This is a genomic window from Streptomyces sp. NPDC058576 (genome assembly GCF_042718715.1).
GTDB lineage: Bacteria > Actinomycetota > Actinomycetes > Streptomycetales > Streptomycetaceae > Streptomyces.
In genome coordinates, this window is record NZ_JBHXPF010000030.1 from 1 (window position 1) to 13,748 (window position 13,748).

The 13,748-nt window shown below is 69.3% G+C and carries 15 protein-coding genes; 6 read left to right on the top strand and 9 right to left on the bottom strand.

Going from position 1 to position 13,748, the window contains the following annotated elements; genetic code table 11:
- Positions 1 to 56: 56 nt before the first annotated feature.
- Entirely contained in the window at positions 57 to 1,268 is a 1,212-nt protein-coding gene (locus ACFWRV_RS21260) for an MFS transporter (RefSeq protein ID WP_384336795.1), read from the bottom strand.
- A gap of 141 nt (positions 1,269 to 1,409) precedes the next feature.
- Here ACFWRV_RS21260 and ACFWRV_RS21265 point away from each other — a divergent pair, with 141 nt between their 5' ends.
- Together ACFWRV_RS21265 and ACFWRV_RS21270 are read left to right on the top strand one after the other, a co-directional pair.
- The gene (locus ACFWRV_RS21265) at positions 1,410 to 1,868 is read left to right on the top strand and encodes a MarR family winged helix-turn-helix transcriptional regulator (RefSeq protein WP_384336797.1); all 459 of its coding nucleotides are present in this window, start codon (positions 1,410 to 1,412) and stop codon (positions 1,866 to 1,868) included.
- Positions 1,869 to 1,989: 121 nt separating this feature from the next.
- Positions 1,990 to 2,442 carry a GNAT family N-acetyltransferase gene (locus ACFWRV_RS21270; RefSeq protein ID WP_384336799.1) on the top strand — a complete coding sequence of 151 codons (453 nt, stop codon included), beginning with the start codon at positions 1,990 to 1,992 and terminating at the stop codon, positions 2,440 to 2,442.
- A 52-nt stretch (positions 2,443 to 2,494) separates the two neighbouring features.
- On the opposite strand, the gene ACFWRV_RS21275 is transcribed toward ACFWRV_RS21270, so the two are convergent.
- Positions 2,495 to 3,871, bottom strand: a complete 1,377-nt coding sequence (locus tag ACFWRV_RS21275; RefSeq protein WP_384336801.1) for a serine hydrolase domain-containing protein — start codon at positions 3,869 to 3,871, stop codon at positions 2,495 to 2,497.
- 294 nt (positions 3,872 to 4,165) lie between these two features.
- Complete coding sequence (locus ACFWRV_RS21280) at positions 4,166 to 4,648, bottom strand: MarR family winged helix-turn-helix transcriptional regulator (protein WP_384336803.1); 483 nt, start codon at positions 4,646 to 4,648, stop codon at positions 4,166 to 4,168.
- Positions 4,649 to 4,790: 142 nt separating this feature from the next.
- Here ACFWRV_RS21280 and ACFWRV_RS21285 point away from each other — a divergent pair, with 142 nt between their 5' ends.
- Complete coding sequence (locus tag ACFWRV_RS21285; protein WP_384336902.1) at positions 4,791 to 5,525, top strand: dienelactone hydrolase family protein; 735 nt, start codon at positions 4,791 to 4,793, stop codon at positions 5,523 to 5,525.
- A 63-nt stretch (positions 5,526 to 5,588) separates the two neighbouring features.
- Here ACFWRV_RS21285 and ACFWRV_RS21290 read toward each other — a convergent pair whose 3' ends face one another.
- A complete protein-coding gene (locus tag ACFWRV_RS21290) occupies positions 5,589 to 6,491 on the bottom strand; it encodes an MBL fold metallo-hydrolase (protein ID WP_384336805.1) in 903 nt (300 codons plus the stop codon).
- A gap of 42 nt (positions 6,492 to 6,533) precedes the next feature.
- On the bottom strand, positions 6,534 to 8,009 hold the full coding sequence (gene dnaB, locus ACFWRV_RS21295) for a replicative DNA helicase (RefSeq protein ID WP_384336807.1): 1,476 nt from the start codon (positions 8,007 to 8,009) through the stop codon (positions 6,534 to 6,536).
- 458 nt (positions 8,010 to 8,467) lie between these two features.
- On the opposite strand from dnaB, the gene ACFWRV_RS21300 reads away from it, so the two are divergent.
- Positions 8,468 to 9,805, top strand: coding sequence for an MATE family efflux transporter (locus ACFWRV_RS21300; RefSeq protein WP_384336809.1), 1,338 nt, complete (start codon positions 8,468 to 8,470; stop codon positions 9,803 to 9,805).
- A 192-nt stretch (positions 9,806 to 9,997) separates the two neighbouring features.
- Here the strand turns inward: ACFWRV_RS21300 and rplI are convergent, their stop codons facing one another.
- The 4 genes from rplI to rpsF all read right to left on the bottom strand — a co-directional run bounded on the left by rplI (position 9,998) and on the right by rpsF (position 11,734).
- Positions 9,998 to 10,444 (bottom strand): 50S ribosomal protein L9, encoded by a 447-nt coding sequence (gene rplI, locus ACFWRV_RS21305; protein WP_003967856.1) that lies wholly within the window; start codon positions 10,442 to 10,444, stop codon positions 9,998 to 10,000.
- A gap of 18 nt (positions 10,445 to 10,462) precedes the next feature.
- On the bottom strand, positions 10,463 to 10,699 hold the full coding sequence (gene rpsR, locus ACFWRV_RS21310) for a 30S ribosomal protein S18 (protein ID WP_003967857.1): 237 nt from the start codon (positions 10,697 to 10,699) through the stop codon (positions 10,463 to 10,465).
- A gap of 43 nt (positions 10,700 to 10,742) precedes the next feature.
- Positions 10,743 to 11,369 (bottom strand): single-stranded DNA-binding protein, encoded by a 627-nt coding sequence (locus ACFWRV_RS21315; protein ID WP_073867202.1) that lies wholly within the window; start codon positions 11,367 to 11,369, stop codon positions 10,743 to 10,745.
- 74 nt (positions 11,370 to 11,443) lie between these two features.
- Positions 11,444 to 11,734: a 30S ribosomal protein S6 gene (gene rpsF / locus ACFWRV_RS21320; RefSeq protein ID WP_018957345.1), complete on the bottom strand. Its 291-nt coding sequence runs from the start codon at positions 11,732 to 11,734 to the stop codon at positions 11,444 to 11,446.
- A 330-nt stretch (positions 11,735 to 12,064) separates the two neighbouring features.
- On the opposite strand from rpsF, the gene ACFWRV_RS21325 reads away from it, so the two are divergent.
- The gene (locus ACFWRV_RS21325; protein ID WP_384336812.1) at positions 12,065 to 12,406 is read left to right on the top strand and encodes a hypothetical protein; all 342 of its coding nucleotides are present in this window, start codon (positions 12,065 to 12,067) and stop codon (positions 12,404 to 12,406) included.
- 184 nt (positions 12,407 to 12,590) lie between these two features.
- The gene (locus ACFWRV_RS21330; RefSeq protein ID WP_205080944.1) at positions 12,591 to 13,709 is read left to right on the top strand and encodes a peptidoglycan bridge formation glycyltransferase FemA/FemB family protein; all 1,119 of its coding nucleotides are present in this window, start codon (positions 12,591 to 12,593) and stop codon (positions 13,707 to 13,709) included.
- Positions 13,710 to 13,748 lie beyond the last annotated feature (39 nt).

Sequence of the window (13,748 nt, forward strand, 5' to 3'; positions counted from 1 at the left end):
GCCATGGAGGCGGTGCGGCTGCTGCGCGTGCGCGACGGCCCCCGGAGGGGCGGGGCTCAGTGCCGGGCCGCCGTCACGGCGGCCGGCTCGGGGCTGCTCCCGGCGACGATCCGGCCCCTGCCGGTCTGCCGGCGCTCCAGCAGGCTGGAGAACACCGCCAGGACCAGGGCCGATGCGGCGAGCACAGCCCCGACCCAGTTGGGGGCGGTGTAGCCGAGACCGGCCGCGATGACGAGCCCGCCGAGCCAGGCGGAGAGGGCGTTGCCGAGGTTGAAGGCCCCGATGTTGACGGCGGACGCCAGCGTCGGCGCACCCGCCGCCTGGTCGAGGACGCGCTTCTGCAGCGGAGGAACGGTCGCGAAGCCCAGGGCGCCGATCAGGACGATGGTGACGGCCGCGGCGATCTTGTTGTGGGCGGTCAGGGTGAACAGGCCGAGGACCACGGCGAGCGCGCTGAGCGAGACGTACAGCAGGGGCATCAGGTGGCGGTCGGCGAACTTCCCGCCGATCAGGTTGCCGCCCACCATGCCGAGGCCGAAGAGGACCAGCAGCCAGGTGACGGACGAGGCCGAGTAGCCGGCGATCTCGGTCATCATCGGGGTGATGTAGGTGATCGCGGCGAAGACCCCGCCGAAGCCCAGCACGGTCATGGCCATCGCCAGCAGGACCTGGACGTTGCGGAACGCGGCCAGCTCGTGACGGATGCGCACACCTTCCGTCCTGGGCTGCTCCGGTACGAGCTTCGCGACGCCGAGCAGCCCCACGACTCCCAGGGCGGCGACGACGAGGAACGTGGTCCGCCAGCCCGCGGTCTGGCCGATGAACGTGCCCAGCGGCACGCCGACGACGTTGGCGACGGTGAGGCCGGTGAACATCATGGCGATGGCCCCGGCCTTCTTCTGCGGGGCGACCAGATCGGCCGCGACCACCGAGCCGATGCCGAAGAAGGCACCGTGCGCGAGGGAGGCGATCACGCGTCCGGCGAGCATGACGCCGAAGACCGGCGCGAGCGCGGACACGACGTTGCCCACGATGAACAGCCCCATGAGGAGCATCAGCATGCGCTTGCGGGTGATGCGGGTGCCCAGCAGCGTCATCAGCGGGGCTCCGAGGACCACTCCGAGCGCGTAGCCGGTCACCAAAAAGCCCGCGGTCGGGATCGAGACCTGGAAATCACCGGCGACCTCGGGGAGCAGCCCCATGATCACGAATTCGGTCGTTCCGATCCCGAATGCCCCGATGGCGAGGGCGAGGAGCGCCAGCGGCATGGGTTTCACCTTCCCTGAAAGATTGCGTCTGCGCCTTACGAGCGTCCACAATAATTGCAGACGCTGGTTAATTGCAAACGCGGGCTATTGCGAATGTCCCCTATCCTGGAGTCACGCAGCTCCCGTACGGAGGAGAGAGACATGACCGCAACCGATCCCGCCCTGACCGCCATCGCCCAGAGCTGGTGCACGCTCTCCCTGCTCCACGGGAAGATCGAGGCCCGTATCGAGCGGGCCCTCCAGGCCGGCCACGGGCTGAGCGCACGCGAGTACTCCCTGCTCGACGTGTTGAGCCGGCAGCACAACGGCGTCGGCGGGCATCTCCAGATGAAGCAGGTCGCCGACGCCGTCGTCCTCAGCCAGAGCGCCACCACCCGGCTCGTCACCCGGCTCGAGGACCGCGGTCTGCTGACCCGCTACCTGTGCGACACCGACCGTCGGGGCATCTACACCGACGTCACCGAGGCCGGGCTCACGCTGCTGGAGGCCGCCCGGCCCACGAACGACAGCGCGCTGCGGGCGGCCCTGGACGAGGCGGCGGAGAACCCGGAGCTCGCCCCGCTGGTCAGGGCGGTCGAAGAGCTGAAGGTCCCGGCCTGACCTCACCGCTGCCGATGACCCCGACCCTGATCGATCCACTCTGATCGACCCGACCCTGATCGACGGGCCCTGATCGACGGGCCCTCGGGGGCCGACCGGGGATCGCCTTAGGATGCCGATCATGAGTGATCTGGACATACGATCCGCCACCCCGGACGACCTGGCCGCCGTGGTCGCGATGCTCGCCGACGACCCGCTGGGCGCACAGCGCGAGTCACCGCATGACCTCACCCCCTACCGGGAGGCGTTTCAGCGGCTGGCCGACGACCCGAACCAGCACGTGGTCGTCGCTGTTCGCGAGGAGCGGGTCGTCGGCACCCTTCAGCTGACCATCGTCCCGGGGCTGTCCCGGCGCGGTGCGACGCGCTCGATCATCGAAGGCGTCCGGATCCATGGCGAGGAGCGCGGCAGCGGCCTCGGCACCCGCCTCATCCAGTGGGCGGTGGACGAATCCCGTCGCCGGGATTGCCAGTTGGTGCAGCTGACCTCGGACGCCACACGCGAGGACGCGCACCGCTTCTACGAGCGGCTGGGCTTCACGGCCAGCCATGTGGGCTTCAAGCTGGCGCTCTGACGAAGGGGTGGGTGTTTCACGTGAAACACCCACCCCTTCACCGGCCCGGAAGTCAGCCGCCGAGCCCGCGCCAGCCCTCCGCGTCCACCCCACCGGGGACGGCCGCCCCCGCCTCGTACGGCTCGCGCGTGAAGACGAACGAACCGAGGTCGAGGTGGTCCACCGAGCCGTCGTCCTTGCGTACGACGCGCAGCGTCTCCCCGGCGTAGTAGTCGTTCTGGCCCACCCAGGTGCCGTCCGGGCGGTAGGTGAAGCCCGCGCTCCGCCCCCTGCCGCCCAGCGGCGTGAGCTGTAGGCCCCGGTCCCCCGTGAGCCTCAGCGTGAACGTGTTGGTGCCCCAGTGCCAGACGCCGGTCAGCGCGAGCAGCTCGTCGTCCACGTCGGGCAGCGGACGCCAGGGCTCCGGGATCCTAGGCTCGGCCTCGACGACGATGCCCAGGAGTTCGGCGGCCACCATCGCGGCGGGCAGTCCGGAGGTGACATTGGCGAGGGCGACCGCCGCCACGTCCTCCTCCTCGCAGACCCAGAGGCCGGCGACGAACCCGGGAAGCGATCCCGTGTGCCCGAAGAGCACGCGCCCCTCGCCCCCGACGATCTGGAGCCCGAGTCCGTAACCGCTGCCACCCGTCTCGACCGGCGCGGCGGGCGTGCGCATCTCCCGTACGGAGGAGGCCGACAGGACCCGGTCGTCGCCTTCTGCCAGGAAGGCGGCGAACCGCAGCAGATCCTCCGCGGTGGACCAGAGCTGACCGGCGGGCGCCATGATCCCGAGATCCTCCGCGGGTTCGCTCAGCATGACGTCGGCCCAGGGGTGAACGGCCCAGCCGCCCGCGTGCGGCGCCACGGGGTCGCTCGTCGTCCGGTGCATGCCCAGCGGTTCCAGGATCTCGCGGCGCAGCGCCTCCTCCCAGGAGACGCCGCGTACCGCTTCCACCAGCGAACCGAGCACGGTATAGCCCGGGTTGGAATAGTGATGGAGATGTCCGGTCGGGTGCGTCATCGGCCGGTCGCCCAGCACATCGGCGAGCTCGGGCCGCAGGCTGCCGGGCGTCCGCTCCCACCAGGGGGCGGGCGCTTCGGCGCCCAGTCCCGCACTGTGGCACAGCAGCTGAAAGACGGTCACCCCGCCGACACCTGTACCGGGGAGGTGCTTCTCCAGGGGGTCGTCCAGGTCGATCAGGCCCTCGTCCCGCAGCCGCAGCACCAGAACGGCCGTGAACGTCTTGGTGATCGAGCCGATCCGGTACTGGGTGTCGGCGTCGGGAGCATGCCCCTCGACGCACGTACGCGCCCCGCTCCAGGCCGTACGTCCCTGTCGCCGCACGGCGGCCACGAGGGACGGCGCACGGCCGTCCCGCTGCGCGACGGCGATGCGGTGCAACAGAGCGCGCCGGGTACTGGGGAGCAGGTCTTCGCCGGTAGAAGTCATGGTCCAACCCTTATCCGACGCGCCACTCCTTGACGAACCCTTTTCCGCTGAGTCGGGGATTCACGACGTCACGGAGTCATGGGCCGAACGGCCCGAGTCGCCCGCACGACGGCCGATGACCGGCCGCCAGCTCGACGAGGCCGGTGTGCGCGAACGCCGTGCTGCCATGCTCCTCGCGTGCTCGGCGCGCAGCACCCTGCTGTCGCCGTCGGCCTGACACCTACAGGACGCCGCGTTCCGGCTCGGGCGGAGTCCTCGTCGTCATACCCGGCAGTACGGGCACATGACGTGAGATCACGAGGGACCGGTGTGGTGGTCCAGCAAGCGGGTGAGCAACCGGACGAGCTGGTCGCGTTCGGACGGGCTCAGCGGCGCGAGCAGTTCGGCGTCCAGGTCGTCCAGGGTCTCGTCCAGGAGGCTCAGGTGCCGGCGGCCGAGGGGGGAGACCGTGATGACATTGCGGCGCCGGTCCTCGGGGTCGGGCACCCGCTCGACGAGGCCGCGCTCGGCCAGTTCGTTGAGCACGCCGACCATGTCGCTCCGGTGGATGCCGGAGCGTCTGCTCAACTCGGCCTGGCTGCCGGGCCCGTACTCCTGCAGCGAGGCGAGCACGGCGTAGTGCCACTTCCGTGCGTCGACCTGAACCAGCCCGTCGATGATCAGCCGGTCCGACCGCACGGTCAGCTGCGACAGCAAGCGGCTCGGCCGCCGACGCAGCCTCTCGGGCGTCCGGGCAGCGCCCTCGTCGGGCATGCCCACGGCTTCGGTTCCGCCCATGACATCCACTCTCTCCTTGCGCCGGGCCGACCGACGCAGTACGTTCGCTCGCGCCGAAAACGTTGGTGTCACGAACGTTATCCCGATGAACGTTCGCGTCACAGACGTCAGCTCGGCGAACTCTCAGGAAGGAAGATCCGCCATTCCCACCAAGACCGTGCAGATCCCCACCACGGACGGCCTGGCCGACGCCTTCGCCGCCTACCCCGACCACGGCGAGCGGCATCCCGGGGTGCTGATGTACGCGGACGCCTTCGGCATCCGGCCCGTACTGCGGGAGATGGCCCGCGAACTGGCCGGCCACGGGTACTACGTGCTCGTCCCCAACTTCTTCTACCGGAACGGGCCGACGCCGGTCGTCGACCTTCCCGAGCACATCGGAGAGGAGGACCGGCCCGCGCTCATCGGCCGACTGATGCCCCTGATCGAGGCGCACACCGCCGAACGCGTCCTGCGCGACGCGGACGCCTACCTCACGTTCCTCTCGTCCCAGCCCGAAGCGGACGCCGGACCGGTCGCGGTGACCGGCTACTGCATCGGCGGCCTCCTGGCGACACGCACCGCCGCCGCCCACCCCGGACAGGTGGCCTCCCTCGCCGCGTTCCACGCGCCGGTCGCCGCCGACGGGCCCGACAGCCTGCGCCGTCTCACCGCCGAGGTCCACTTCGGCCACGCCGCGACGGACATCACGCCCGAGGCACTCGGCGAGCTCAACCGGTCCCTGGACGCCTCGGGGATCGACTACACCTCCGAGATCTACCCGGGCACCGTCCACGGCTTCACCATGTCCGACACCGACGCCTTCGACGCGGCCGGACTCCGGCACCACTGGGACCGCCTGCTCCCCCTCCTCGCCCGCACCCTGACGAACGCCTGACGGCTCCCGCTCCCCGGCGACGGGCTGCGGGAGGACGGGCTCATGGCGGTCAGCGGATTCTCGTCAGGAAGCGGGGACGGGCTCCAGGCGGTAGGCGTCCCCATGGGCGACCACGCGGCCGGCAGTGGGCGGTGCGAAGTGGGTGCCGAGGAAGAGGGTGTCCGTGCCGGCGAGGAACCCGAGCAGCTCGCGGCGGGTGGCCTCGGACTGCCGCGGGTCGATGTCGACGCAGGCGCCGATGACGGGGTGGGCGAGCTGGACGGGGTGGTGGACGCAGTCACCGGAGATCAGCGCCGTCTCCCCCTGGCTGGTCAGTTCCACGGCGACGTGGCCGGGAGTGTGGCCCGGTGTCGGGATCAAGCGCAGGCCGGGAGCGATCTCGGCGCCCTGGTGCGGGACGTCGACCGTGCTCAGCAGCCCCGCCTGTTCGACCGGGACCACGGAGTCGCGGAACATCTGTTGGCGCGCCTCCTCCATGTCGTACGTGGCCCAGAAGTCCCGCTCGGCGCGGGAGGTGAGGTAGCGGGCGTTGGGGAAGGTGGGGACCCACGCTCCGTTGAGCTGCCGTGTGTTCCAGCCGACGTGATCGGCGTGCAGGTGAGTGAGGATCACCAGGTCGACGGAGTCCGGGGGGAAACCGGCCGCGGTGAGGTGCTCCAGGAAGCCGGTCCGCAGGTTGTGCCAGGCCGGGTTGGCCCGCTCCTTGCCGTTGCCGATGCCGGTGTCGACGAGAACGCGCAGCCCGTTCACGACGAACGCGAAGCTGTGGCTGTCGATGTGCAGAATCGCGTCCTCGCCGGCGAAGTGGGGGCGCAGCCAGTCCTGGGCGGTCACCACCTCAGGGGTGGCGTCGGGCAGCAGCCAGGTTCCGGTCGCGGGCGGCAGGGCGACTTCGTCGATGCGGAGGACGGTGACGCCGCCCACGGTCCACGAGGGCGTGGGGGCGGCGGCGGGGGAGGTGTGCATGGTGGGGCGTGCCTCTGTTCTCTTGGAGGCGGATGGACCGGGTCAGGTCTGCGCCATGTCCACGAAGCGGGAGTAGTGGCCCTGGAAGGCCACGGTGATGGTGGCCGTCGGACCGTTACGGTGCTTGCCGACGATGATGTCGGCCTCGCCCGCGCGCGGCGACTCCTTCTCGTACGCGTCCTCGCGGTGGAGCAGGATGACCATGTCGGCGTCCTGCTCGATGGAGCCGGACTCACGCAGGTCGGACACCATCGGCTTCTTGTCCGTGCGCTGCTCGGGGCCGCGGTTCAGCTGCGAGAGCGCGATCACCGGGACCTCCAGCTCCTTGGCCAGCAGCTTCAGGTTTCGGGACATGTCCGAGACCTCCTGCTGACGGCTCTCGGACCGCTTCGACCCACCGGCCTGCATCAGCTGCAGATAGTCGATGATCACGAGCTTGATGTCGTTGCGCTGCTTGAGCCGGCGGCACTTCGCGCGGATCTCCATCATCGACAGGTTGGGGGAGTCGTCGATGTAGAGCGGAGCGGCCGAGACCTCGGGCATCCGGCGTGCGAGCCGCGTCCAGTCCTCGTCCGTCATCGTGCCGGACCGCATGTGGTGCAGGGCCACCCGCGCCTCGGCCGACAGCAGACGCATCGCGATCTCGTTGCGCCCCATTTCGAGGGAGAAGATGACGCTGGGCAGATTGTTCTTGATCGACGCGGCGCGCGCGAAGTCCAGCGCCAGCGTGGACTTGCCCATCGCGGGACGGGCCGCGATGACGATCATCTGGCCGGGGTGCATGCCGTTCGTCAGGGCGTCGAGGTCCGTGAAGCCCGTCGGCACACCGGTCATCTCGCCGCTGCGCGAGCCGATGGCCTCGATCTCGTCGAGCGCGCCCTCCATGATGTCGCCGAGGGGGAGGTAGTCCTCGCTGGTGCGCTGCTCGGTGACCGCGTAGATCTCGGCCTGTGCGGAGTTGACGATCTCGTCGACGTCCCCGTCGGCCGCGTATCCCATCTGCGTGATCTTCGTGCCCGCCTCGACCAGCCGCCGGAGCACCGCCCGCTCGTGGACGATCTCGGCGTAGTACGAGGCGTTGGCCGCGGTGGGCACGGACTGCACCAGGGTGTGCAGATACGGGGCTCCGCCGACCTTCGTGATCTCTCCGCGCTTCACCAGCTCGGCGGCGACCGTGATCGGGTCGGCCGGCTCGCCCTTGGCGTAGAGGTCGAGGATCGCCGTGTAGACGGTCTCGTGGGCGGGGCGGTAGAAGTCGTGACCCTTGATGATCTCCACGACGTCCGCGATGGCGTCCTTGGACAGCAGCATGCCGCCGAGCACCGACTGCTCGGCATCGAGATCCTGGGGCGGCACCCGCTCAAAGCTGGGGGCACCGCCTTCCCAGGCCTCGTCCGAACCGCGATCATGGCGGTCCTCGCGCCCCTTGCGGTCCCCTCGACGCTGGCGGGATACGGGCAGACGGTCCCCGGGACCGGTCTCGGTCCAGGGGTCGTCCAAAGGCTCGGGAATGCTCACCGGGCCGCCTCCTCCCGTCCGCATCGCGGACCTAGCCGTGCCACTCTTTCTTACGGCACGGCACCGACAAACAGGTCGCCCGACTCCACTTCCGGCGCGTCTGGTTCGGTGGATTCCGGTGCCGGAACGGAGTGCGGGCGCCGCACCACGGTAGGCCCCTCCGCACCGTCAGCCAATCTGGTTATCCACAGGGCATGTGGACGACGGACCAGATGCTGTGGAGAACCCTGCCGAACCTGTGCACGGACCGGGGGACAGCACTGTGGACAAACTCATAGCGATACCGGCGCGACCACTCTGACCTGCATTTTCTCCATCCACTGACTGTGGGGGAGAAAAACTTTCGCCCTCATTTCAAGATCACCGCAAACGGCGCGGGAAGGATCTCCCCACCCGGGCGCAAGTAAGGACCAAGAGCCCATTGCATCTCTTACCTGTGGAAGATTAGATTGACCCCCATGACCCAGGCCCCCGCGACCCCGAAGAACGGCCGCCGACGACACGACCGCGAGATCGTCGCCCTTGCCGTCCCGGCGTTCGGCGCACTCGTCGCCGAGCCTCTCTTCGTGATGGTCGACAGCGCCGTCGTCGGCCACCTCGGCACCCCGCAGCTGGCCGGCCTCGGCATCGCCGCGGCCCTCCTGATGACGGCCGTGAGCATCTTCGTCTTCCTCGCCTACGCGACCACGGCGGCCGTCGCCCGCCGCGTGGGTGCGGGCGACCTGCCCGCCGCCATCCGTCAGGGCATGGACGGCATCTGGCTCGCCCTTCTGCTCGGAGCCGCCGTCGTCGCCCTCGCGATTCCGACGGCCCCCTGGCTCGTCGACGTCTTCGGCGCATCCGACACCGCCGCACCGTACGCCATCACGTATCTGAGGATCTCCGTCCTCGGCATCCCGGCCATGCTCGTCGTGCTCGCCGCCACCGGCGTACTCCGCGGCCTCCAGGACACCCGCACCCCGCTGTACGTCGCCATCGGCGGTTTCACGGCGAACGCCGTCCTCAATGTGGCCCTCGTCTACGGTGCCGGGCTCGGGATCGCCGGATCCGCCTGGGGAACGGTGATCGCCCAGGCCGGTATGGCCGTGGCCTATCTCCTCGTGGTGATCCGCGGAGCACGCAAGCACGGCGCGTCGCTGCGCCCCGACGCGGCCGGCATCAGGGCCAGCGCGCGGGCCGGCGTGCCTCTGCTGATCCGGACCCTGTCCCTGCGCGCCGTCCTGATGATCGCCACCGCTGTCGCCGCCCGGCTCGGGGACGTCGACATCGCCGCGCACCAGATCATCCTCTCCCTCTGGAGCCTGACCGCCTTCGCGCTCGACGCCATCGCCATCGCGGGGCAGGCCATCATCGGCCGCTATCTGGGGGCGAACGACGAGAAGGGTGCCCGTGAGGCCTGCCGCCGCATGGTCGAGTGGGGCATCGGTTGCGGCATCCTGCTCGGCGTCCTGATCGTGCTCGCCCGGCCCCTGTTCATCCCGCTCTTCACAAGCGACCCCTCGGTGAAGGACGCCCTGCTCCCCGCGCTCCTGGTCGTGGCGGTCTCGCAGCCGATCGCCGGCGTGGTCTTCGTCCTGGACGGTGTCCTGATGGGAGCCGGTGACGGACGCTATCTCGCCTGGGCCATGTTGGTGACGCTCGCCGTCTTCGCTCCCGTCGCGCTCCTGGTGCCCTCCCTCGGCGGCGGTCTCACCGCGCTCTGGTGGGCGATGACGTTGATGATGGCCGTCCGCCTCATCACGCTCTGGCTGCGTACCCGGTCGGGCCGGTGGATCGTGACCGGGGCCACGCGCTGATCCACACGCGGCGGGCCTGTTTCACGTGAAACAACCCGCCCGATTCGCATGCACAGGCACGGACCATTGGCGGCTGTTTCACGTGAAACAGCCGATGCATGGTGTTTCACGTGAAACGCCGCGCATCCCGGACGCACTGAAGGGCCGCACCCAGTGGGTGCGGCCCTTCAATGGCTCTGCTGAGCTCTGCCCTTAGGCAGCAACGACCTCGACGCCGAGCTTCGCTGCGACCTCGGGGTGCAGACGGACGGACACCTGGTGTCCGCCGAGCGTCTTGATCGGCGAGCCGAGCTCGACGCGACGCTTGTCGACGTCAGGACCACCGGCGGCCTTGATCGCCGCAGCGACGTCGGCCGGGGTGACCGAGCCGAAGAGACGGCCGGCGTCGCCGGAGCGAACAGCCAGACGGACCTTCACGCCCTCGAGCTTGGCCTTGATCTCGTTGGCCTGCTCGATCGTCGCGATCTCGTGGATCTTGCGGGCGCGGCGGATCTGCGCCACGTCCTTCTCGCCGCCCTTGGTCCAGCGAATGGCGAAGCCACGCGGAACCAGGTAGTTACGGGCGTACCCGTCCTTGACGTCGACGACGTCGCCGGCGGTACCGAGGCCGGAGACCTCGTGGGTGAGGATGATCTTCATGCTGTTGTCACCCTTCCCTTATCGCGCGGTGGACGTGTAGGGCAGCAGCGCCATCTCACGGCTGTTCTTGACAGCCGTGGCGACGTCACGCTGGTGCTGCGTGCAGTTGCCGGTGACGCGGCGGGCACGGATCTTGCCGCGGTCGGAAATGAACTTCCGCAGCATGTTCGTGTCCTTGTAGTCCACGTACTGGGTCTTGTCCTTGCAGAACGCGCAGACCTTCTTCTTAGGCTTGCGCACAGGCGGCTTCGCCATGGTGTTTCTCCTGTGTGATCAAGAAGTGGGGGTACGAGCAGCCCTAGAAGGGAGGCTCGTCCGAGTAGCCGCCGCCAGAGGAACCGCCGGAGCCGCCGGAACCGCCGGAGCTTCCGCCCCAGCCGCCTCCACCGCCCTGCTGTCCCCCGCCGCCCTGGCCGCCGGCCGGCGCGCCGGTCGCCCACGGGTCGTCGGCGGGTGCACCGCCGCCGCCCTGCTGGCCACCGCCACCGGGACCGCCGCCCCAGTTGCCGCCGCCCTGCTGGCCGCCGCCGTATCCACCCTGGCCGCCCTGACCACCGCGACCGGTGGTCTTGGTGACCTTGGCCGTGGCGTTCTTGAGGCTGGGGCCGACTTCCTCGACGTCCAGCTCGTAGACCGTGCGCTTGACGCCCTCACGGTCCTCGTAGGACCGCTGCTTCAGCCGGCCCTGCACGACGACGCGCATGCCTCGCTGGAGCGACTCCGCGACGTTCTCCGCCGCCTGACGCCAGACCGAGCAGGTGAGGAACAGGCCTTCGCCGTCCTTCCACTCATTGGTCTGCCGGTCGAAGATGCGGGGAGTGGACGCGACACGGAACTTCGCGACCGCCGCACCGGACGGGGTGAAGCGCAGCTCGGGGTCGTCGACGAGATTGCCGACGACCGTGATGACGGTCTCGCCTGCCATGGGTGAACCTCTCGGCGGGGATTGCTTCTGGCTGCTTGCTGCTACTCGGACCCGAAAACCGCTGAGCTAGATGCTCAGTGGATCTCGGGACGGAGGACCTTGGTCCGGAGGACCGACTCGTTCAGGTTCATCTGGCGGTCGAGCTCCTTGACGACCGCAGGCTCGGCCTGCAGGTCGATGACCGAGTAGATGCCCTCGGGCTTCTTCTTGATCTCGTAGGCGAGCCGACGACGGCCCCAGGTGTCGACCTTCTCCACCTTTCCGTCGCCCTCACGGACGACGGAGAGGAAGTTCTCGATCAGCGGGGAGACTGCTCGCTCCTCGAGATCGGGGTCGAGGATGACCATCACCTCGTAGTGACGCATGTGGAACCCACCTCCTTTGGACTCAGCGGCCACGGTCGTTCCGTGGCAGGAGGGTCGTGATGCGTGATGCAACGGCGTCCCCGAGGAGAACACCCGGCACTGACAATCCGCTCCCGAACGATCCCGGTGACGGGGTTCGGGGAGAGGCTCGCCGTGCTGGCCTGGGCAGACACCGGTGCAGACCGTACAGACTACCCGTAGACCGGCTTCCGGTTGAAATCAGGAGCTCAGAGGGCACAATCGAGACAGATGCGGTGTGAGAGGCGCTACACCCGCCGCGGTGGGAGGCGTCCGATTCACCCGCCCATCCGTCCGGCCAGGAGGTACTCCATGGCACAGACCATCCGCCCCGCCGGCTCCCGGTCCCCGACCGGCCGCCGCGCCACCGGTTCGCTCTTCGCGACGGACGGCAGGCCGCATCCCGTCCAGGACGTCCTGATGGTGGTGACCGGGGTGCTCGGCATCCTCGCGTTCGTCACGGCGATGTTCCACCACCTGCACCTGATCAGCTCCTGGGCGGGGCTCATCGGGATCCTGACCGGCGCCTACGGCCAGTACATCTCGAGGACCACCTGGGAGAGGTTCGGCCTGATCGTGGGTCTTGGGGCCTCCGCGGTCGGCTTCTACCTCGGCATGGCCCACGGCGGCCTTTTCGGCGGCGTGATCACCTGACCGGAGCACCGGCCGGAGCGACGGCCGGAGCACGGGCCGGTGCGGGCGCTCGGGCGCCCGCACCGGCCCGTGCGGCTTTCCGTCACCCCGGGGCCAGGCCGGGCGCCCCTCGGTCACAGTAGGCTTCGGCGCGAGAGCCGGAGCCCCTGACCGATGGGGACACACCTGCCGAGGAGCGCCCCGCATGAGCCTGACCCTGAGGACCATCAGCCGAGAGCAGCATCTGGCATACATCCAGAGCCTGCCCTCGGCCAGTCACTGCCAGGTCCCGGCGTGGGCTGATGTGAAGACCGAATGGCGCTCGGAGAACCTGGGCTGGTTCGACAAGAACGGCGAGATCGTCGGCGCCGGCCTCGTCCTGTACCGCCAGCTGCCCAAGATCAAGCGCTACCTGGCGTACCTCCCCGAGGGCCCGGTCATCAACTGGTACGCGCCGAACCTGGACGACTGGCTGCAGCCGATGCTCGCCCACCTCAAGCAGCAGGGCGCCTTCTCCGTGAAGATGGGCCCGCCGGTGGTCATCCGCCGCTGGGACTCCGCGGCCATCAAGTCCGGCATCCAGGACCCGGACGTGAAGCGCCTGCGCGACGTCGAGGCCACGCACATCGAGCCGCGCGCCTTCGAGGTGGCGGACCGGCTGCGCAAGATGGGCTGGCAGCAGGGCGAGGACGGCGGCGCCGGGTTCGGTGACGTACAGCCCCGCTACGTCTTCCAGGTGCCGCTGGCCAACCGTTCCCTGGAGGACGTCCTCAAGGGCTTCAACCAGCTGTGGCGCCGCAACATCAAGAAGGCCGACAAGGCCGGCGTCGAGGTCGTCCAGGGCGGGTACGAGGACCTCGCCGAGTGGCAGCGGCTCTACGAGATCACCGCCGTGCGCGACCACTTCCGGCCCCGCCCGCTCTCGTACTTCCAGCGCATGTGGACCGTCCTCAACTCCGAGGACCCCAACCGGATGCGGCTCTACTTCGCCCGGCACAACGGCGTGAACCTCTCCGCGGCCACGATGCTCGTCGTCGGCGGACACGTCTGGTACTCGTACGGCGCCTCCGACAACATCGGGCGCGAGGTCCGGCCGTCGAACGCCATGCAGTGGCGCATGCTGCGCGACAGCTACGCGATGGGCGCGACCGTCTACGACCTGCGCGGCATCAGCGACTCGCTGGACGAGACCGACCACCTCTTCGGCCTGATCCAGTTCAAGGTCGGCACCGGCGGCGAGGCCGTCGAGTATGTCGGCGAGTGGGACTTCCCGCTCAACAAGCTGCTCCACAAGGCGCTCGACATGTATATGTCGCGCCGCTGACCGGCTTCGGTCACCTCATCTCCGCACACCCCGTTCGTT

Coding starts and splice junctions, on each gene's coding strand:
- rpsF (WP_018957345.1), bottom strand. CDS start 11,734: ATGCGTCACTACGAGGTGATGGTCATCCTCGACCCCGATCTCGAGGAG.
- ACFWRV_RS21275 (WP_384336801.1), bottom strand. CDS start 3,871: ATGACTTCTACCGGCGAAGACCTGCTCCCCAGTACCCGGCGCGCTCTG.
- ACFWRV_RS21315 (WP_073867202.1), bottom strand. CDS start 11,369: ATGGCAGGCGAGACCGTCATCACGGTCGTCGGCAATCTCGTCGACGAC.
- ACFWRV_RS21290 (WP_384336805.1), bottom strand. CDS start 6,491: ATGCACACCTCCCCCGCCGCCGCCCCCACGCCCTCGTGGACCGTGGGC.
- rplI (WP_003967856.1), bottom strand. CDS start 10,444: ATGAAGATCATCCTCACCCACGAGGTCTCCGGCCTCGGTACCGCCGGC.
- rpsR (WP_003967857.1), bottom strand. CDS start 10,699: ATGGCGAAGCCGCCTGTGCGCAAGCCTAAGAAGAAGGTCTGCGCGTTC.
- ACFWRV_RS21260 (WP_384336795.1), bottom strand. CDS start 1,268: ATGCCGCTGGCGCTCCTCGCCCTCGCCATCGGGGCATTCGGGATCGGA.
- ACFWRV_RS21265 (WP_384336797.1), top strand. CDS start 1,410: ATGACCGCAACCGATCCCGCCCTGACCGCCATCGCCCAGAGCTGGTGC.
- ACFWRV_RS21270 (WP_384336799.1), top strand. CDS start 1,990: ATGAGTGATCTGGACATACGATCCGCCACCCCGGACGACCTGGCCGCC.
- ACFWRV_RS21300 (WP_384336809.1), top strand. CDS start 8,468: ATGACCCAGGCCCCCGCGACCCCGAAGAACGGCCGCCGACGACACGAC.
- ACFWRV_RS21325 (WP_384336812.1), top strand. CDS start 12,065: ATGGCACAGACCATCCGCCCCGCCGGCTCCCGGTCCCCGACCGGCCGC.
- ACFWRV_RS21280 (WP_384336803.1), bottom strand. CDS start 4,648: ATGGGCGGAACCGAAGCCGTGGGCATGCCCGACGAGGGCGCTGCCCGG.
- ACFWRV_RS21330 (WP_205080944.1), top strand. CDS start 12,591: ATGAGCCTGACCCTGAGGACCATCAGCCGAGAGCAGCATCTGGCATAC.